At 34.3% G+C, this 19,322-nt stretch carries 21 protein-coding genes; 6 read left to right on the forward strand and 15 right to left on the reverse strand.

Translation table 11 applies throughout. From position 1 onward, the window contains the following. Window positions 1–52: 52 nt before the first annotated feature. Window positions 53–1,027 (reverse strand): dipeptidase, encoded by a 975-nt coding sequence (locus WH267_RS08875; protein WP_340007474.1) that lies wholly within the window; start codon window positions 1,025–1,027, stop codon window positions 53–55. Window positions 1,028–1,049: 22 nt separating this feature from the next. Further along, complete coding sequence (locus WH267_RS08880) at window positions 1,050–2,237, reverse strand: DUF4932 domain-containing protein (protein WP_115972562.1); 1,188 nt, start codon at window positions 2,235–2,237, stop codon at window positions 1,050–1,052. 79 nt (window positions 2,238–2,316) lie between these two features. Between WH267_RS08880 and thrS the strand changes: the two genes are divergently transcribed. Together thrS and infC are read left to right on the forward strand one after the other, a co-directional pair. Then, window positions 2,317–4,236: a threonine--tRNA ligase gene (gene thrS, locus WH267_RS08885; RefSeq protein WP_115972563.1), complete on the forward strand. Its 1,920-nt coding sequence runs from the start codon at window positions 2,317–2,319 to the stop codon at window positions 4,234–4,236. A 152-nt stretch (window positions 4,237–4,388) separates the two neighbouring features. After that, window positions 4,389–4,889, forward strand: a complete 501-nt coding sequence (gene infC / locus WH267_RS08890) for a translation initiation factor IF-3 (RefSeq protein ID WP_172625635.1) — start codon at window positions 4,389–4,391, stop codon at window positions 4,887–4,889. A gap of 152 nt (window positions 4,890–5,041) precedes the next feature. On the opposite strand, the gene WH267_RS08895 is transcribed toward infC, so the two are convergent. Then, window positions 5,042–5,605, reverse strand: a complete 564-nt coding sequence (locus tag WH267_RS08895) for a hypothetical protein (RefSeq protein WP_340007482.1) — start codon at window positions 5,603–5,605, stop codon at window positions 5,042–5,044. A gap of 147 nt (window positions 5,606–5,752) precedes the next feature. On the opposite strand from WH267_RS08895, the gene WH267_RS08900 reads away from it, so the two are divergent. Continuing rightward, window positions 5,753–6,826, forward strand: a complete 1,074-nt coding sequence (locus tag WH267_RS08900; protein ID WP_340007485.1) for a resolvase — start codon at window positions 5,753–5,755, stop codon at window positions 6,824–6,826. Between the two features lie 105 nt (window positions 6,827–6,931). Then, window positions 6,932–7,498: a hypothetical protein gene (locus WH267_RS08905; protein ID WP_340007487.1), complete on the forward strand. Its 567-nt coding sequence runs from the start codon at window positions 6,932–6,934 to the stop codon at window positions 7,496–7,498. A gap of 457 nt (window positions 7,499–7,955) precedes the next feature. On the opposite strand, the gene WH267_RS08910 is transcribed toward WH267_RS08905, so the two are convergent. From WH267_RS08910 to WH267_RS25095, 12 genes are all read right to left on the reverse strand, one after another. Then, complete coding sequence (locus tag WH267_RS08910) at window positions 7,956–8,585, reverse strand: response regulator transcription factor (protein ID WP_115972567.1); 630 nt, start codon at window positions 8,583–8,585, stop codon at window positions 7,956–7,958. A 2-nt stretch (window positions 8,586–8,587) separates the two neighbouring features. Then, window positions 8,588–10,795: an ATP-binding protein gene (locus WH267_RS08915; RefSeq protein ID WP_340007491.1), complete on the reverse strand. Its 2,208-nt coding sequence runs from the start codon at window positions 10,793–10,795 to the stop codon at window positions 8,588–8,590. Window positions 10,796–10,966: 171 nt separating this feature from the next. Further along, a complete protein-coding gene (locus WH267_RS08920) occupies window positions 10,967–11,515 on the reverse strand; it encodes a hypothetical protein (RefSeq protein ID WP_340007493.1) in 549 nt (182 codons plus the stop codon). Between the two features lie 65 nt (window positions 11,516–11,580). Next, a complete protein-coding gene (locus WH267_RS08925; protein WP_340007496.1) occupies window positions 11,581–12,345 on the reverse strand; it encodes a hypothetical protein in 765 nt (254 codons plus the stop codon). 1 nt (window position 12,346) lies between these two features. Beyond that, window positions 12,347–12,796 carry a hypothetical protein gene (locus WH267_RS08930; RefSeq protein ID WP_340007498.1) on the reverse strand — a complete coding sequence of 150 codons (450 nt, stop codon included), beginning with the start codon at window positions 12,794–12,796 and terminating at the stop codon, window positions 12,347–12,349. Between the two features lie 22 nt (window positions 12,797–12,818). Continuing rightward, a complete protein-coding gene (locus tag WH267_RS08935; RefSeq protein ID WP_115972572.1) occupies window positions 12,819–13,523 on the reverse strand; it encodes an SMI1/KNR4 family protein in 705 nt (234 codons plus the stop codon). A gap of 9 nt (window positions 13,524–13,532) precedes the next feature. Beyond that, entirely contained in the window at window positions 13,533–14,342 is an 810-nt protein-coding gene (locus WH267_RS08940; RefSeq protein ID WP_340007501.1) for a DUF4274 domain-containing protein, read from the reverse strand. Between the two features lie 51 nt (window positions 14,343–14,393). Further along, window positions 14,394–14,789 (reverse strand): hypothetical protein, encoded by a 396-nt coding sequence (locus tag WH267_RS08945; RefSeq protein ID WP_115972574.1) that lies wholly within the window; start codon window positions 14,787–14,789, stop codon window positions 14,394–14,396. An 18-nt stretch (window positions 14,790–14,807) separates the two neighbouring features. Beyond that, window positions 14,808–15,260 (reverse strand): SMI1/KNR4 family protein, encoded by a 453-nt coding sequence (locus WH267_RS08950; protein WP_165852278.1) that lies wholly within the window; start codon window positions 15,258–15,260, stop codon window positions 14,808–14,810. A 77-nt stretch (window positions 15,261–15,337) separates the two neighbouring features. Further along, entirely contained in the window at window positions 15,338–15,865 is a 528-nt protein-coding gene (locus tag WH267_RS08955; RefSeq protein ID WP_340007506.1) for a hypothetical protein, read from the reverse strand. A 248-nt stretch (window positions 15,866–16,113) separates the two neighbouring features. Next, window positions 16,114–17,499 carry a hypothetical protein gene (locus tag WH267_RS08960; protein ID WP_340007508.1) on the reverse strand — a complete coding sequence of 462 codons (1,386 nt, stop codon included), beginning with the start codon at window positions 17,497–17,499 and terminating at the stop codon, window positions 16,114–16,116. Next, window positions 17,483–17,545 (reverse strand): hypothetical protein, encoded by a 63-nt coding sequence (locus WH267_RS25095; RefSeq protein WP_394337824.1) that lies wholly within the window; start codon window positions 17,543–17,545, stop codon window positions 17,483–17,485. Before WH267_RS25095 ends, WH267_RS08960 begins: the two co-directional genes overlap by 17 nt. A 321-nt stretch (window positions 17,546–17,866) precedes the next feature. Here WH267_RS25095 and WH267_RS08965 point away from each other — a divergent pair, with 321 nt between their 5' ends. Further along, on the forward strand, window positions 17,867–18,688 hold the full coding sequence (locus tag WH267_RS08965; RefSeq protein ID WP_340007510.1) for an alpha/beta fold hydrolase: 822 nt from the start codon (window positions 17,867–17,869) through the stop codon (window positions 18,686–18,688). Between the two features lie 371 nt (window positions 18,689–19,059). Further along, entirely contained in the window at window positions 19,060–19,257 is a 198-nt protein-coding gene (gene rpmI / locus WH267_RS08970) for a 50S ribosomal protein L35 (RefSeq protein ID WP_034676300.1), read from the forward strand. The last annotated feature ends 65 nt before the right edge of the window (window positions 19,258–19,322 follow it).

Raw genomic sequence — 19,322 nt, forward strand, 5'->3', positions numbered from 1 at the left:
GGCTCAAAGAGCCCGCCGAAACATTTTTTATTCATTTTTAAACCTAATTCTACTATTTATAAATGTTTTTTATAAAATTTAAGGTATTTTGATGACTGATCTTTTTTACAAGCTCAGCAGAGAATCTCTGTTCAATTTCTTTATTAATAGATAGATAAACCGATGCATTAGAATGTTCTTCAAAGAAAAACGGATGACGTGAGGTATCCGGATGATCTTTCCAATAGAAATAATCTGCTCCATAGGCGATGTTGTCTTCTCCTCCCAGGTCAAGTCCGTATTGGATGTGTTCATAAAGTCTTTCAGGATTCTCCAGGTCTACATAATCCTTAATGAAGTTCAGACCAATCAGTCCATTTCTGTTGATCACTTCTTTTGCCAGTTCATCAGGAAGATTCCGGTTGTTCTTATAAATGGTTCTGTAATTGGAATGGCTTGCCAGAATAGGAATTGAATAATTTCTCTGATTGATATAACTGAAAATATCATAAGCCAGCTGATCGCTTGTATGCGCAAGATCTATGGCAATTTTCCGGTCAGCAATATAATCAATCAAAACTTTTCCGTCTTCCTTTAGTCCGACAGTAGCATTATTTCCGCCTCCAAAACGGTTTTCTGAATGATGGGTAATTCCGATATAAAGTACTTTCTGAGTATTTTCGATAATGGCTTCCAGATTCTTAAATCCTGATTCCAGGCTTTCATTTTCGTCACAGAAAGCAGATGCATTTTCAATGGATGCAATCACTCCTACCCGGTTTTCATTCTCCGGGTTTTTATAGTTTTCATTTTCAAACAGGAAAAAGTTTTCATTTTTGATCAGTTCAGAAAACAATTGGCTTTGCTGCAATCCGTAAGCTGTACTTCCTTCACCGGTTCCGGCATACATGGCCATTACCTGAAGTTTTACATTTCCTTCCTGTAGATAAGGCAGTGAACATCCCAGTTCTTTGTCGTCAATAGTTGAATTTGACCTCAGTAAATAATATAACAGGTCACAGTGCAGATCAATGTTTATTGTATTCATAGTAGGATGCAATTTATAGCTTTTATTTCTTGTTTTGAGTTAAAGCATTATTGATAAATTCAATGTTTGTATTTTCAAAAATCTCCAGCAATTGCGGGACAAAATCCCCGAATTTCTTGTATTTTTTTCTGTTGGAATTATAATCTTTCAATTTTTCTTCTAATAAAGGAATAAAAATGAAGTTATTCTTTAAATGATATTCTTTCAGTTTTTCGGCTCTTTCAAAATCTTTCTGGATTTTTGCCGTCTCAATTTCTCCCAATCTCACCAAATGCTCAGCAACACAGGTTTGATAGTCACCATAACCTCCTGTTTTGATCATTGTTTCCTTTAAGTTTGATTTTTCAAACAAATCTTTAAACTTTTCAAGCTTATCTTTATATTGATACACTTCCTTATTTACAAAAGAATGCCCAAACTCATGAACACTGAGAAATCTTGCCTGAAACTGATTGTCATACCCAAATTGTCCCTCTTTCTGTACCTTCACAAAAGGACTTGCTATTTCATAGATATTTTGAGCTCCTGATTTTAAAATAACATCTGTCCCAATACCTCTGCCTTCATTATCTTCAATAGGCCACATCATCATGGGTGAAATAAGAACAGTATAAGAGTTAAATGCTTCACCATACAAGCCTTCCATTGCATTGGTAAAGCCGGACGGTATCTGCTGGCTGTATTCTTTTATTCCCCCATCATAAAAAGACTTGTTTTCGGCAAAAAACTGTTCAATATTTTCCTTATTGTAGAATTTTGACAGCTCAGAAAAATAATTTTTAATTAATCGGGTAACTTCTTCATTCTGTTCCTTTGTCAGATTATTGCTGTCATACCGGTATTCATTGATCCATTCCGTGGAAGGAAATTCTTTATGGTACAGTAAAGGTTTCATCAGAATATCATTCCCTGAACCGTATTTTTCCAGCAAAAGATCATTGATCCTTGCCGTTGCAACCGCAATATCAGAGTTCTTCAATTGTTCATATTTCTTTAATGCATTTTTTACAACAGGCTGATAATCATAACATTCTTTTATTTTATAGAGTTCAAAATCCTTATTATGTTTACGGTGGTCTGCTGAAAGTATTTCTGCGAGGAAGTATGTTTCAATATTCTTGTTGTAGGCAACAGAAAATTTAGGGCTTTTTTTCTGGGAAAAACTTAATGTAGAAGTCAGTGAGACAAAAACGAAGAAGATCTTTTTCATTATTAAATATTAATAGGGCTAATATAGTATTTTATGTAAAAAATGCGTATTTTTGCATCTTAAAATTTTTTAGTAAACAATGATAAAAATTACACTTCCAGACAATAGTGTCAAAGAATTCGAGGGAGCAGTTACTCCTCTAGATGTGGCAAAATCTATAAGCGAGGGATTGGCTAGAAATACCATTTCCGCAATTGTTAATGATAAACAAGTAGAAGTAACCACACCTATAACCACGGATTCTACGATACAACTTTTGACCTGGAATGATGATCTTGGAAAGAAAGCTTTCTGGCATTCTTCTGCTCACCTTTTGGCGCAGGCTATCCTGGAATTTTATCCTAACGCTAAACTGACTATTGGTCCGGCAATTGAAAACGGATTTTATTATGATGTAGATTTCGGGGATGAAAGTTTATCTGAAAAAGATTTTGAAAAGATTGAAAAAAAGGTCCTTGAAAATGCAAAAAAAGGATCTACATTCTCATTATATCCTGTTTCAAAGGAAGATGCTTTAAAAACATATGCTGACAACCCTTACAAAGTGGAACTGATCTCTAATCTGAACGATGGAGAAATCACTTTTGTAACACACGATAACTTCACAGATTTATGTCGTGGAGGCCACATTCCGAATACAGGAATTGTAAAGGCTGTAAAGATCTTAAATGCTGCAGGAGCTTATTGGAGAGGAAATGAAAAGAACCCTCAATTAACAAGAGTGTATGGTATTTCTTTCCCTAAACAGAAAGAACTTACGGAATACCTTGAAAGATTAGAGGAAGCTAAAAGAAGAGACCACCGAAAACTGGGTAAAGAACTTGGTATTTTCGCATTTTCTGAAAAAGTAGGTGCCGGTCTACCTCTTTGGTTACCAAAAGGAACAGCTTTAAGAAGAAAATTAGAAAATTTTCTTTCTGATGCCCAGAAAAAAGGAGGATATGAATTCGTAATGTCTCCACACATTGGAGCCAAAGAATTGTATGTAACTTCCGGACACTGGGATAAATATGGAGCAGACAGCTTCCAGCCAATTAAAACTCCGAATGAAGGAGAAGAATTCCTGCTGAAGCCTATGAACTGTCCGCACCACTGTGAGATCTACAAGACTTCACAATGGAGCTACAGAGATCTTCCGAAAAGATATGCGGAATTCGGTACTGTATACAGATATGAGCAAAGTGGAGAGCTTCACGGATTAACAAGAGTTCGTGGATTTACTCAGGATGATGCTCACCTTTTCTGTACTCCGGATCAGCTTTCTGAAGAATTTGAAAAAGTAATTGATCTCACACTTTATGTTTTCAAATCTTTAGGTTTTGAAGATTTTGTGACTCAGGTTTCTTTAAGGGATCCTGAAAACAGAGAAAAATATATCGGTTCTGATGAGAACTGGGAAAAGGCAGAGAGCGCGATCATCAATGCTGCTCAGAAGAAAGGCTTAAAAACAGTTGTTGAATACGGTGAAGCTGCATTCTACGGTCCTAAGCTTGACTTCATGGTGAAAGATGCATTGGGAAGAAAATGGCAGCTTGGAACAATCCAGGTAGATTATAACTTACCGGAAAGATTTGATCTTCACTATATCGGAAATGATAATGAGAAGCACAGACCGGTAATGATCCACAGAGCTCCTTTCGGTTCTATGGAGCGTTTTATCGCAATCTTATTGGAGAATACTGCCGGAGATTTCCCATTATGGCTGAGCCCGGATCAGTTTATTATTCTACCAATCAGTGAAAAGTATGTAGATTATGCAAAAAAAGTTTCACAATTTTTGGAAAATCACGATATTAGCGGTCAGATTGATGACAGAAACGAGAAAACAGGTAAAAAAATCCGTGATGCTGAATTGAAGAAGATTCCTTTCATGCTTGTAGTAGGAGAAAATGAAGAAAAGGATGGTACAATTTCCGTAAGAAGACGTGGCGAAGGAGACCTTGGAGTAATGAATATGGAAGATTTCGTAGCTTACTTCAAAAAGGAAGCTGCCATTTAATAAATTAAAATAAGGTATTGAGAGATTATTAATTTCAAAATCTCTCAATCTTTTAATATCAATAAGTAGTTAACCAATAAAATTATAATACAATAGCACAAAGATTTAACAACAGGGGCCCACAAAGACGTCCTGTACAGGAGGACTTACACTTGATCAACGATAAAATTCGTGTGAGAGAGCTTCGTTTGGTGGGCGATAACGTAGAGCCAGGAATTTATCCAATTGACAAAGCAAGACAGATTGCTGCGGAACAGGAATTGGATCTAGTAGTAATTTCTGATAAAGCAGAACCTTTTATTGCAAGAATATTAGAATATAAAAAATTCTTATATGAGCAAAAGAAAAAACAGAAGGAACTTAAAGCTAAGCAAGTAAAAGTGGTGGTGAAAGAGATCCGTTTCGGACCTCAGACAGATGACCATGATTACGAATTCAAGAAGAAGCATGCTGAAAAATTCCTTGAAGAAGGTTCTAAATTGAAGACCTACGTATTTTTTAAAGGACGTTCGATTATCTTTAAAGATCAGGGAGAAATCTTGCTTTTAAAACTTGCTCAGGAACTGGAGCATGTGGGTAAAGTAGATCAGCTTCCTAAGCTTGAAGGAAAGAGAATGATTATGATGATGAGTCCTAAAAAACCAGCAAAATAATTAAGTCATTATTTTACATATAAAAAAACCTCAAATTATTTTGAGGTTTTTTTATTTTAAATTTTCATGGTATCGTTTCATCAGAAATAGAAAGAGGGGCTATGTAGTCATCATTTGTATTGCCCCCCATTTCTACAGGTTAGTCATAGTTTTTATCCTTCAAAATCACCACAGTTATGCTCTTTAAAAAGCGGTAAAGCTTTTCGGGTCGTAAAATATTTTGCTACTCTTTTATTTTTTAATTCGAGTTTCTGTCCTTCTACGGCCAGCTCATAAACGGGTGCCTTATCGATCTGAGTTAAAATATAGATTCTCTCTGGTGTTTTTACAATCATCTTATTTCCTTCGCCGGAAAATGAAAAATCATTAATTTCAAAAGTATCCTTTTCATCACAGACATTGGTCCATTCAATTTTATTCTTTGTTATGGACAGACTTGCCAAATCACACGAATAACAGTTTCCAGAGAACTCTATACCATATTTATCATATACATCTGTACTTTTTGTATTCAATACATCAATAGGAACCAATGCCGAGAAATCTTCCGGTATCTCTTCTATTGCTGAAACAGTATCCTTTTTAGGGATAGGTTTGGAAACGGTATCTATTTTTGCAACCGCAGCATCTGCTCTGTTACCTTTTTTCTCTGTAGAAGGTGAACAGGAAGCCAATAAAGCGACCACAACTGAAAAGCTGGTTATTACGTTTTTCATCTGCAATCAATACTTAGTTTTATCATTTGCAAAAATGCCTAAAATTTATCATTCAATATATCCCTGTTTTCAGCCATTTATTGTCCATATTCAGGGGTTTTGTTGCCCACTCATCTGAATACCGATACATTTGTCAAAAAATAAAAAATGAAACCCTTATACCAATTCTTCATATCATCTACAGTGGTTCTGATGGGATGTAACCCACAAAATAAAACATCAGAAACACATAATGCAAAAACTGAAGTTAGCCAGAAGATAATAACATTTGCTGATTTTAAAAAGATAAAAGGAGTAGATAATGTGCAGGAGGTCCCTTTTGAACTCTCTACCAAGCTGGATTCTGTACAGTTTTTTGTATCTCCGAATAAAAACGCTGCCCATCTGAAAATAGCTTATAATAAGTTCGATAATTATTATGGATTTGAAGAGTTTGATGACTTCTACTCTATTCATTACAGCATTAACAACAATATTTCAAACAGTATTGAAGCTTTTGTTTTGAAATCAGAATTCACGGCAGCATTTGACCTTACTTTAAAAGGTGTAGATCTTTATCAGATCAGAAGCAGTATCTTGAAGAAGTCTCAGGACTTAAAAAATAAGTCATTCAGTAAATATGGTACAATAAACGAAATTTCGGAACAGGAATTTATAACAGCTTCTAAAAATAGAATTGATGAAGTTTTAGTAAAGAATCCTCAGATTAAATTAAAAGGCGAAAATTGGATCTATACAGATACCTCAAAAGAAACCGTGATTACACAACATGAAAATGTATCTACAGAAGACGGAACTTTATCCAATGAATATATTGGACAGTCTCCTTACCTGCACCTGGAGGTTTTCAAAGAAAATTCAGTAGAGACCGTAGATACATACTATTCTTTTTATAATGTAAAATCAACAGCTGATTTTGCTTTGTTTACAGGAGGATATCCTCAGATTCTTCCAGGAAAAAACTGGATTTCTTCAATCTCTTCAAATAGTGATGTAGGAAGCAATTTTGAGATCAATAAATATCTGGAACAAGCCCATAATCAAGAAAACCTTTTGTATGTAAACTTTACCAATTTTAAAATTGCTAACGAAACGAAGGCCTTTTGGAAGGATGATAAAACTTTTTATGCTGAAGTGTATCCTATTAATTCAGCAGCGGCACCTGGTAAAAAGCAAAAAACTGCTTTTATAAAAATTCAGCTGAAGGATAATCTGTTTTAAGAGAAACTGTATTTGAGCCTGGAATCAAATAAAAACCCCTGAAATCAGCCAGTGTTTGTGGGTGTAAAGTCCAATATCTTTGCAGCAGTTATTTAAAGATATACCATGAGAAAAATAAGTTTGACATTCCTTTTATGCCTATTAAGTTTTATGACTTTCGCACAAGCTTTAAAAGTAGTTATTAAGCAGGATGGAAAAGTAATTGAACCTGTAAATGATGTTTATGATCTGAAAAAATCACCTTTTGTATTTGAGTTTACGGCTACTAATCTTGAAGGCTTTTTAGTAGGAGCTACAACGGATAAGGATATCTATGCAGGGGCTTTAGGTATTTTCAATACGGAGGTTCCATGGTTTCAGAGTACAGGAATGGCAGAGGAACTTTATAACAAGGATAAAGAACTATTATTAATGGATTCTGCACCATCATACTGGTATTATACAGATGTAAAAGATCACAGGTTTGATAAAAACCCTAAAGGCAACTTAAAACAATGGACAGCTACGCGAACCATTACAAGGTTTTATGATGTGATGGTGGATCAAACTATCAATTTAAAAGATTTTGACGGAAGAGTTTATCTATTGATGTATCAGCCTGAATATAATAAAGAATATGATTTGACGGGAAAGAAAAACCTATTCCAGGCTGCGTTGAGATTCAAAGACTAAAGATTACACACCTAATTATTTGATTATATATAGAAAAGGTCTGCTTTTACGATGTAAGCAGGCCTTTTTGTTGTTTGAATATGGCTAAAGTTTTGAAATATATTAACCCATTAAGATCTTTAAGAGGAAAAGGTAAGGCAATGGCTAAAGCTATTTATTAAGCTGTATCTTAAATTTTCTTACAGTCTTCACCTTTCTTAATAGTTTAAATTTTATCTTGCTTTTTGGTGACGCAAAGTTTTATTTTGGGTTACGCTTTATCTTAAGGAAGCTAAGAATTGAATCTATTTTATCGATTCTGATGAAGCGGTAGTTTTTGATGCGTTAAAGGTATTTAACAATATAAAGACATAGATTTTGAAGTAATTATTCAGAATGTTATATCATCTGTGAAATTTGTACAATCTGTGAGAACCTATGTTTAAGCTCCCACAAATTGCGCTTCCTTATCAATAGATTATTCGATAATCAAACCATATTCTATAGCCAGTTTAATGGCTGAGCTCAGATTAGAGGTCTGGAATTTTTCAATAAGATTTTTTCGGTGACTTTCTACGGTATGCGGGCTTATAAAAAGCTTTTCGGCCATTTGATTGGTGGTCAATCCTTTTGCTGCTTCAGCCAGAATTTCCTTTTCTCTTCGCGTCAGTTTAGGTACCTGACTTAAGCCGTCTGATGATTTTTTCTCCAAAACAGAACGGGTTTGCGAACATAAAAACCGGTTACCGGCATATACGGTATTAATCCCTTCCAGGATTTCGGAAACTGAAGCATTTTTCTGAATGTATCCTAATGCTCCTTCTGCTAAAGTACTGTTGATGACAGGCAATTCATTGTGAACGCTAAGCATAATAACCTGAAGGTTCTCATATTTTTTCTTTAATGGTTTTATGAGTTCTATGCTGTTGATATCTGCTAAATTGATGTCTAAGAGTAAAATATCGACTGTCTGTTTTTTCAAACCGGCATTCATCTCTGAAGCATTTTTGAAGCAATCTACAACGTCTATATTTTCGTTATTTCCTAAAATATTTTTCAACCCTTCCAATAGAAGCGGATGATCGTCTGTTATGGCTACTTTTATCATGTTTAATGGGTAGGAATTTGAAGTTCTATACTGGTCCCAATATTTAATTGGGAATTGATATTCATTGTTCCTTTTAAAAATTGTATTCTTGATTCTATATTATGAAAACCTGCTGTTTTTCTAAAGTCTAAGTCGGAGAGGTTAAATCCTTTACCGTCATCTTCTACAGTAAGATGCAATATATTTTCTTCTTCACTGATCTGAATAATAATTTCAGTGGCTTTAGCATGTTTTATGGCGTTGTTAACCAATTCCTGAATGACCCTGTAAATAAGCAGCTGTTTTTCTTCTGATAAAGAATTTTGGTAATTGATAAATTCGGTATGAATATTTAATGCGCTGTTAGACATTCGGGAAGCAAATTCCTGAATAGCAGCTACCAGACCGTATTTCATTAGTAAATCAGGCATTAAATTATGGGCTACCCTTCTCAGTTCTTCTACCGCACCATCAATCTGATTAATTGATTTTGAAATCCCTTCTTCTATATTTTCAGATTGATCAGGATTCAAAATAGACAACTGAAGTTTTGTTCCTGAAAGTAAACCTCCTAATCCGTCGTGAAGATCCCGTGCGAGGCGGCCACGCTCCTGCTCCTGCCCCTCTAACAATGCAGTAAGTGTAGAGATTTTGGAGTTTTGTTTTTCTTTTTCCATGGCTAAGGCATGTAATTCATCTCTTTGCTTAATTGATTTCACCCGTTGTTTATAGGCGTAAAGCAATAGGAAAATCAGGATGATGAAGATGAAAATAAAAACAATATAGTAGGTGTTAATTTTTTCTTTGAAGGCCAACAGCTTTTTATAGCTGTTGATATCGTTATTCTTTTGCTGGGTTTCCAGTTTTGCCAAACGAAGCTGCTGTTCTTTTTTCTCTGATTCAAGTTCTGAAAACTTTAGGCGTTCCCGTTGATTTTCCTCTACCAGTTTTAAGTTATTGTATACCTGTTCGCGCTGTGCACGCAGAATGTTGATCAGTTTAATTCGTTGTGCTTTTTTATCACTTTCAAGCTGCAGCTTTATATATTTTTGTTCCTGTCGTTCTTTTTCAAACTGTGACTCTAATCTTTTGGTAATATCCAGTTTTTCCTGATCATAAACACTTTTGTATTGATCTACATATCTTTTATAATAAGTCAATGCATCTTTATAATCGCCCTGTTCTTCGCTGATTCGCGATAAAGATTCAAGAATAGATAATTCTATATTATGATCTCTGACAGGGCTCTTTCCAATTTCCATAGAGGCTTTCAGGAAATAAGATTTTGCCAAATCATAATTTTTATCCTGAATGGCCAGCTCTGCCAAAATCCCAAATGAAGAAGCAATATGAATAGGATCACCGGTCTCCAGACTCACCTTGTTGGCTAATTGAGCGTATTGCATTGCCTTATCCGGGTTAAATTCGATATATAAATTGGCTAAATTAATGGCTGCATAAGAAAGATTGGTCTTATTGAGCATAGATCCTTTATTTTTGTTGAAAGTAGCAATAGCCTGCAGATAATACTGTTCTGTTTTGTTTCTCAACTGTATATCTGAGGGACTTTGAGCATATTTCTGTTCGTACATATAGCCCATTCGCATATAGGCATCGAAAATAAGATTGGGATCGTTTTGTTTGGAAGCTAGCAATAGAAACTGTTTGCTGTATTTTTCTTCCAGCTGATATTCATTCAGGTTAGAATAAATAGTGGATAATTCTTTGGCTACATTCCCGAATCTTCCGTACAATGTAGAAGTCGTTGGTGAATTTTCATAATAATTAATTGCTTTCAGGTAAGCAGTAACAGCTTCTGTCGTTTTATTATTACGGGTGAGAATCCAGCCTTTAGCATATTCCATATAGCCTTTAGCTTCATTACTATTGGTTTTTAGGCTATAGATCCTGGCCATGTCCAGACTTTTTGAAGATTCTGCTTGTTTATTGTCAAGTCTGTAATTCATTGCCTGCACAGCATACAAAATGGTAGCATATTTCCCATCACTCTGTTTTGTCGCAATGGAAATGTTATGGGCTAAAATCTGATAGGATTCCGGTTTAAATTTATGGAAAAATAAGGCCGTAGCATATTTAGGAGCCAGGCTCAACTGCTCTGTTGTTTTGTCTGAAGCATTATTATATTCCTTCTCTAATTTGCTTAAAACATCTTGTGCATAAGCAAAAAACGGACAAATGCATAAAGTGAATATCAATAATAACCTGTACATCAAAACCTTATCTCTATTAATTTTTATTGTGGTAAAGGACGTAAATATAAGTAAAATACTTGCGAAGCTATTAAGAGTAATTAATGGCCTTTTTCAGCTTTCTTTTATGCCTAATCTATCTAAGGATTCAAACCTGCAAAAGAAAATTACTTATGTAAAAAACCTAATAGTTTAGCTGTTCTGATTTTTATATTCAACAAATTCTTGTAAGGAATCAGAGTATGAATTTATCTCTAATGCCGAACGTAGTGCTACATCAGGATGCTCATTTACCGATAAAATGAATACAATATTCTCAATCTCTAAACCTAAAATATTAAATAATGACTCTTTAGCTTCCTTCATTCCTAATATATAAAACTGTATGTTTTTTTCAATTTCTTCTTTTTCATCAGCTCCATTTTGAATTTTTGGCAGCATTATTTCTCCAAAATAGTCTCTAATATCTTTATTAAATTGATCTAAAAAATCATCCGCATAAACACCATCATCAACTGTAATTACCCATTCATCAAGTTGCCACTTTAACTTAATATCTTCTTTTTTTAATTGATTATATGCCGCAACTGCCATATATGAAGTTGTACCAAATGAATTGGAATTAATAGTCATTCCATATATTTTATCATTATTTTCTGTGCATTTTTTATACAAGTATGTAAATTGCTCAACTACTCTACTTATTAGTTGAACAAGGTTTCTCTTATGCCATTGTTCCATTGTTTCGTTTTATTAAACTGGCCAAAGTGCCTTTATCTATATTTTCAATAATAATTCTTTCAAACCTAAGTGTATTCTAAGCAAATTATGGCCTTTTTAAGTTCTTTGTCATAAAATAAAAATACTTGATCTGCCGAATTTTGTTGAAAATCATAGCCTTCCAAACATGCAATATAATCCATCAGGATTCCATCAGGTTTAAAGGGTTTTTCAATAAGGTTTTCACCTCCGAAATTGCATTCTTCTAAGGGGAGTGCATTGGTATTAAGTTCTTCAAAAATTCCAAAAATCTTCTTCTGAAGACGTTCCTCCAAATATTCTGAATAATTATCTTTTTCCAGATCTTCAACTGTAAGATTACGTAAACGCTCTAAGCGGCGAATGTCGTAAACCTCTAAGCCCGGCCGATTGAAATCTTTATCATAAAGCTTATTATGTTTTTGATAATATTCCTTTTTTAATTGATACATGGCCTCATTCATGTTGTATTCAATCTCTAGATCAGAATAACTTTTCCCATAATCTTCGGGAGAAATCTCGGTATGTGCTGAAAAATAATTCCAGTCTGCATCAAATTTATATTTACCATCAATCACATCAAAGCCAAACATATCTGCTTTGGTATATTCTGTATGATATTCCGGTTTATTTTCTCCAACGCAGCCATCGTAAATTTCTTTTACAGAAATAATATGCAGCCACTGATCTTCCGATGGATTGATAATTTTCAAGTTAATTGAACAAATCGGAAGAAAATATTTTTTATGATTTTCAATATCATCATGAAATACATCTTCATATTCCGGAAAAATTTTTATTAAATCTGTCATTTTATTTTCTTGTTAGCTTTAACTGTTTCCCTTCTTTTGTAAGGTCAAAAGTCATATTTTTTGATGGTTTGAAAATCTGTGTTGGTGCATCGCAGAACTCAGACTTACTCATACTGTCGATTTCCATTTGTATCTGATTCTTTTCTGTGAAATAATACCTTCCATGTATTTCTGTAAAGCAATCATTTCCACACTGCCAGGCATCATAACTTTGGAATTTTTCTGCATCTAAAAAGTGTACTGCATGAAAATTGAAAATCAATGCCGTATCTCTTGGAGACATATAATAGGTTTTCACTCCATCCGGAGTGATAAGTCCGCCTTCATTTACAATCCATTCGGTATTTTTCAGATAATTCGGGAAGTTTGTTTTTTTCCGTTCAGGTTCTTTGCAGCTGAATACTGTAATCAACACCGCAAACAGAAATGGGAAAACAAAAATATTTTTCATTGTCATCATTCTTTATAGTTACTTATTCAAAGTAATCGAATCTTTGGTTCAGTTTTTCAAAAGCAATTTCTTTATTAACAATTTTTTCCAGTTCATCAAAAGTCAACATGCCTTTAGCTTCAAATTCACCACCATTAGAAGTCTTATAGGTGTATTCAAACATATCACGTTTATAAATATCTTCTAAAATTTCAACTTGTTTTGGAGTTAAATATTTCCGGTGTGTGTTTAATTGGTTTTGCAGATTAATCTTGATTTCTTCTTCAGAATCTCCTTCAAACATAGAATATTCATCCATTTCTGTCAAAGATTCTAAAAGTTGTCTGAAAATAAAATCCTGAAGGTTTTTAGCTAAAATTTCAGCATCTGAATCATGACCAAAAAACGTAATGGGAACTTCACCACTGACCTCCATATCAAACTGAAAAACATACAAATCCCCTGCCCCATTTTTAGCGAAGGGAACCATCCTGTATTTAGGGTTAATATCATACACTTCATGCTTGATAATTTCTCTGATTCCGTGACGATAAGCAATAGGATCCCAGATCTCAATATCATTTCCAAATAAAAGCAAAGGTGGATTTTCTTTGAGCATTGGAAAAACATTGGTATACCAGCCGTTTCCTTCTGCCCCCCAATCGAGCATTTTATCAGTATACAATTGCTTGTAGAGTTCGGGATAGGTAAAATTATATTCTTTTTCTAAGTCTTGTAAAGTGTTCATAGATATGTTTTAAACAGGTTTTCTAAAAATCTCAGGGAGTTCCCAAGCTATTTTTTTCTTTTTGTAATCAACTTTCTCATCAGTTTGAGGGTTATAGCTCAATATTTCGGGATAATCGTTGTTTTCAATCTTATTAATAATTCCCTGCAGCATTGTGTTTGTATAGGTATAAAGAGAACACTCAGTATACAATCGCCAGAATACAAGCACTGCAGTTCCTTTATCACAGAACCGATTCTGTAATACCAATGCTGCATACTCAGGTTCCTCTATAAAATAAGCAATGTTGAATAGTTCAATTGTAGACTTAGCCCATCTGATATTATTTTCCCACTCCCTGTCAAACCATACTTCTACATCATCTTCTTCGTAATATATATAACTTTCTTCACCATTTGTTTTTTGAAAAATCCAGTCAGGAATCATAAATTCACTGTCACAAAATGATGTAGGATCAAACTCAATCGCTGTTTTTTGATAAAAATGATTGGGATAATTTTTCAGAAGTATTTTCAAAAGGGTAAATACCTCATTTTGAGATTCATTCTTGAGTGTGTGATCTAATGTATACTGTTGAAAATCCTTCGGCTGTGCCAACCAAAATAACTCCAAGGCAGTTGCTTCAGAGCAAACAGGGCTTTCTGCAATCCATTGTAAAACTTTCACCCCGTCATCCCAGTTATGTTGAGTAGCAAGATAATGCAATTCTTCAGACATTGTTAATTGTTTAAATTTTGACTCTTTCAACTCATTTTGTAGAATGCCTTCGTAGAAGTTATCGTTGATAAAATTTTGTTGTTCTGAGGTAAGATTTATCATTACATCTTTTTTTTAGTGATTGGCTACTGTAGCTATTCTTTTAATCAGAATTCATTTTTCAGGGATTGGAATTACAATTTCGTTATTTCCAAAATCATCATCAATCCACCCATGAAATCCCATGCACATTCCATCACCATCAAGAGTGTTGAGTTCTTCAATCACTTTTCCATCTTTATATAAAACAATATTGGTTTGTAGTGCTAAGTGGTAGTTTTCATTTTCTAAAGGATTAAAAATTCCGTCCATTTGCATCATCATTCCATAAATAGTATTATCAATAGCTTTCAAATGAGCTTCACGAAGGGTTTCATCTATCTCTGACGGTATGTTACCAATTGCATATTTCCGGATATTTTCAAAAACAATATAACCTACTCCATGCTGCATCCACAGTTCACGATCACGCTTATCTGATGGTGGATTTGCCAACTTTTTTTTCATCATAATAATCTAATGTTTGATTCAATATTCTTCAATAAGGGCTTCCCATTCTGTTAAAAGATAATTTTCAAAATTAGGATACAATGTTGAGCTTCTGTTTTGGGAGTACATCTCATAATTGTAAATTGTTCCGGAATGGCTATCTAAAACCAAAACATCGGACGGAAAATTGGAATTTATAACTAAAAAATGATCTGGTAACTGAAACTCCTGCCGTGCATAAACAGTGGCTCCATAAAATGTGTACTGATTATCACTCAATGGATTTTCAGGTAAAATTCCATTGGTATGCAACAGGTCAGGAATTCCGCCGCCGCCGTATTCAAGCAGGTAAGCTTTCAGAAAATCATCAAATTTTATTTTTAAAGCATTCTCTACTCTGCTGATATTTTCTTCGGAATTGGATCCATAAAATTTAGGATCTTCATCCAGTATTTCTGCTTTTTTAATCAGTTTAATAAATTCTTCAAGCATAACCTTTTTTTTGAGATTTATATTCGGCGTATTTGTCATAAAATCCGGAGATAGACTGAACCTATTATATAGTGTCATTAGATTTTTGCAAAGAAATTAAAGGTTTGATGAGCAACAAGCTGTGGATTTCTATCTGATGGAGTATTGATCTTATCTTCGTACAATTCAATTCTTATGATCTTAACATCATCCGGTATTTTGTAGATTTCATCTTTTGTATAATTATATCCACTCACATCAGCACTTTCTTTACCAGGAATCTTTTTGATCTCTACGTAATATCGTAGTGTAATGGTATTGCCATTTCGTTCTCCTTTTTCAAAACCAATTTTTCTCACCTGATGAACAGAATGTCCACCGGAACTGATATTTCCCTGTATTCGCAACTGTAGCGTTTCAGCATTTTTTGAAAGCATGAAAATCATTGGGTTAAGGCGCTCTACAACCGCCTTACGAGTTGTATATGTTTGGATTCTCCCTGTTTCAGGAATCTCTTTGGTAACCCGTTGCGGTTCTGTGTAGATGGGAGTCACCTGCAATTTCTGAGCATTGCTTTTACACCCTAGCAATGCAAAAAATGAAGTTAAAATCACGAAATGTTTCACCCTCTTCTCTTTAATAAATCTTCGAATTAAAGGTAATCAAAGATGTTGGCTCAAAATATCCCTGATAACGGTGGTTTTTAATGGGTTAGAATGCAATAGTTGGAAGCCGGGAGCCGGAAGAAGGAAGTCATGATGAACATAAAGAATAATTGTTGATCTTTTAAAGTAATTTAATTACGAAATGATCATTGCCAATTATGACAGAAGGTAACTTCCAGCCTCCTTCTTCCAGCTTCTGGCAATATTTATCATTCTTTATATTCTTTTCCGGAATACACATCAATATAATAATACACAGTTTCTCCTAAAGTATTTTTAATACTCACCATCCCTTCTGAATTAATAGACTTATAAGCTTTTGATCCGATACTCTTCTTAGTCTTATTGTCCAAAAGTGTATACAATCCGTCTTGTTCTTTTTGAAGTGCATAGATTTGTTTCTCGGTATCCAAAACTGAAATATCATAGTATTGAGGTTTTATTTCCCAGATCTTTTCACGGCTGTTCCACAATCCAATGGTTCTCAGTTGCTTTTCATCTTCAATTGCGATAAGGTAGCAGTCATCCATTCCACTATAGTATTTTATTTTTCCGAATTTCCAGTCTTTGTTAATGAACTCATCGGGCAAAATCATTTTTCTATCTGGCCACACCAAATTTCCGACCCGGTCCAAGACTTTAAAATCATAGCTACCAATGGAATCCGTAATATTCCCTTCGGTATCGATATAAAGCCAGCTATAAGCCCAAATGTCATGATCATAATTAAAAACACCCAATAAAAAATATGGGGAATTGGTGATCGAATACACTAGAGAAGTTTTTCTAATAAACTCAATCTGCGAAGATGTTGCTTTTGTAATTTTCCTGGGAAATACCTTTTCATATTGTGGGAAAATATAAACATCATTGGTTTTGTTATCTGCTAAAAGCTTAGGTACTTCCGGTGCATACCGTTCTTTATTGACTTCATTCAGTGTTATGATTTCTTTTTCAAACTGTACTGAAAGGGTTTCAGAGCCTTTTAATCCGCTGTGAATTGCTTTTTTCTGACTTAATCCATACATTGAAAATTCTGCATCTGAGCCTTTGAGCCACCGTTTATTTTCTAACAGCTCTGCAATATTGTTTTCAATTTTATGTAAGCGGTTCTTTTTAACTTCATAAAGAGTTCCGTTCCAAAATACATGGGTCTCGTCCACAGAAATGAAGTTGAGATAATAATTATCTTCTAAATATGGAACATCTTCACTGAGTAGCACTTGCTGACTTTCTACTACTCCAATTTCTATTTTGTGATAGGTCTGTTCTTTTTTAATGCCACTTCCCATAATATTCCAATCCCATTTCCAGACCGGCATTTTCTTCTCATATTCAATATCTTTTTTATAGAATGTAAGCCCGTTGATCACATTCAAATTGATCTCCTCAGCTGAAAAGCCTAATACGATCTTTCCATTTTCATCGATGGCAGCATATTCATTTTTTTCATTTACAACAACTGCAAAACCTGTAGAAGTAAATACGGATGCGCTTTTGAATTTTTGATTGATGACAGGTTTCAGACTTGTTTTATCTACGTACATAAAAAGTTTCTGACTGGTTAAAAATGGGACTCTATTTATGTTCTTCATTTTTGAAGGACCTGGTAAAGATTTGTTTGTTTTTTCCTGTGTACACGCCATAACCGAGGTCAACATAAAAAAGATACTACATACTATTGTTTTCATACTCCGAAATATTCATCAATATTAAAGAGGTGTAAAACATAATACAATCCCGATTATCAGCTATATTTTATAACAGGTAAAACGGTTTCTGTTTCATACTTCGTTTTTTAATAGTCTTCCTGATCTCAGGGTGTTAAATTAACGTTAATGATAGGTTTGCCCGTTTTTTTTATTCCGATCAATTATTATCTTACATCAATGTATTCTGAAGATTTCCTATCTACATTTGTGAATATAAAAAGTGGAATAAACTAATCTAAAAATAAAAACAATGAGCACACTAAAACTAAAAGACGGAACAGAAATCTATTACAAAGACTGGGGAAAAGGCGAAACCTTATTTTTTCATCATGGCTGGCCATTATCCAGTGATGATTGGGATGCACAGATGTTTTTCTTTCTGGAGCAGGGTTACAGGGTTATTGCCCATGACAGAAGAGGACATGGAAGATCTGAACAAACTCCTTATGGTCATGATATGGACACCTATGCTTCAGATGTGGCAGAAATTGTAGAGGCATTGGATCTGAAAGACGTTATCCACATTGGCCATTCCACTGGTGGTGGTGAAGTGATCCGATATGTTGCCAAATATGGAAAAGGAAGGGCTTCCAAAGCAGTTTTGGTAAGTGCGGTAACGCCCATTATGGTTCAGAATGAGAATAATCCTAATGGAGTTCCCATTGCTGTTTTTGATGATATCCGAAACAATACAGCCAACCACAGACAGCAATTCTTTATTGATCTAACTTTCCCTTTTTACGGGTATAACAGAGAAGGGGCAAAAGTGTCTGAAGGAATACAGAGAAACTGGTGGAGACAGGGAATGAGCGGTTCTATTAAGGCGCATTACGATTGTGTAAAAGCTTTTTCTGAAACAGATTTTACAGAAAACCTTAAAAGTGTGGAAATACCTGTACTGGTAATGCATGGCGAAGATGATCAGATCGTCCCTTTTGAAACCACGGGAAAAGTGGCTGCTACCTTACTTAAAAACGGAAAGCTGATTTCTTATCCAGGTTTCCCTCATGGAATGCCCACTACAGAAGCAGAAACGATCAACAGAGATCTTTTGGAGTTTATCAAATCTTAAAAATACACTGTGTGCTATCCTGATGTGATTATAGTTTTTCTGAAGCCTAACTGATTTCTTCAAAGAAATAGATCAAGCAACTGGAACTTATCCGCGTTATGAATGTGATGGATTTATTAATGATCATTATTTAATTCATTCACAACTCACCTGTAACGACAAATTTCAGACAGAAAAATTTATAGTACCCTGAATGCATAAATTTCTTTTATTCATGCATTCAGGGTATCAATATAAGAGACTTCCTCTGAAACTTAAAAATTCCTTTCAGGTATCACTTTTTTTTCGTACTTTTGCACACTATTATTCCTAACGTCTTTAGGAGTAGCCAAAACAGATATTGATAACAAAAACAATAAAAAAGCAAAACAATGCCAAAATTAAAAACGAAATCAGGTGCTAAGAAACGTTTTGCTCTTACTGGAACAGGTAAGATCAAAAGAAAAAACGCTTACAAAAGCCACATCTTAACTAAGAAAGAAACTAAGCAGAAGAGAAATCTTACTACTACTTCTTACGTAGCTAAAGTGGATGAGAAAAGCGTTCAACGTCAATTAGCAATTAAGTAGTTTTTATAAATCTATATTCGGTTTATAAGAATTCAAAAACAAATTCAAAATTTTAACCCTGAAAC

The sequence above is a fragment of the Chryseobacterium sp. MYb328 genome, assembly GCF_037572595.1.
GTDB classification, from domain to species: domain Bacteria; phylum Bacteroidota; class Bacteroidia; order Flavobacteriales; family Weeksellaceae; genus Chryseobacterium; species Chryseobacterium pennae.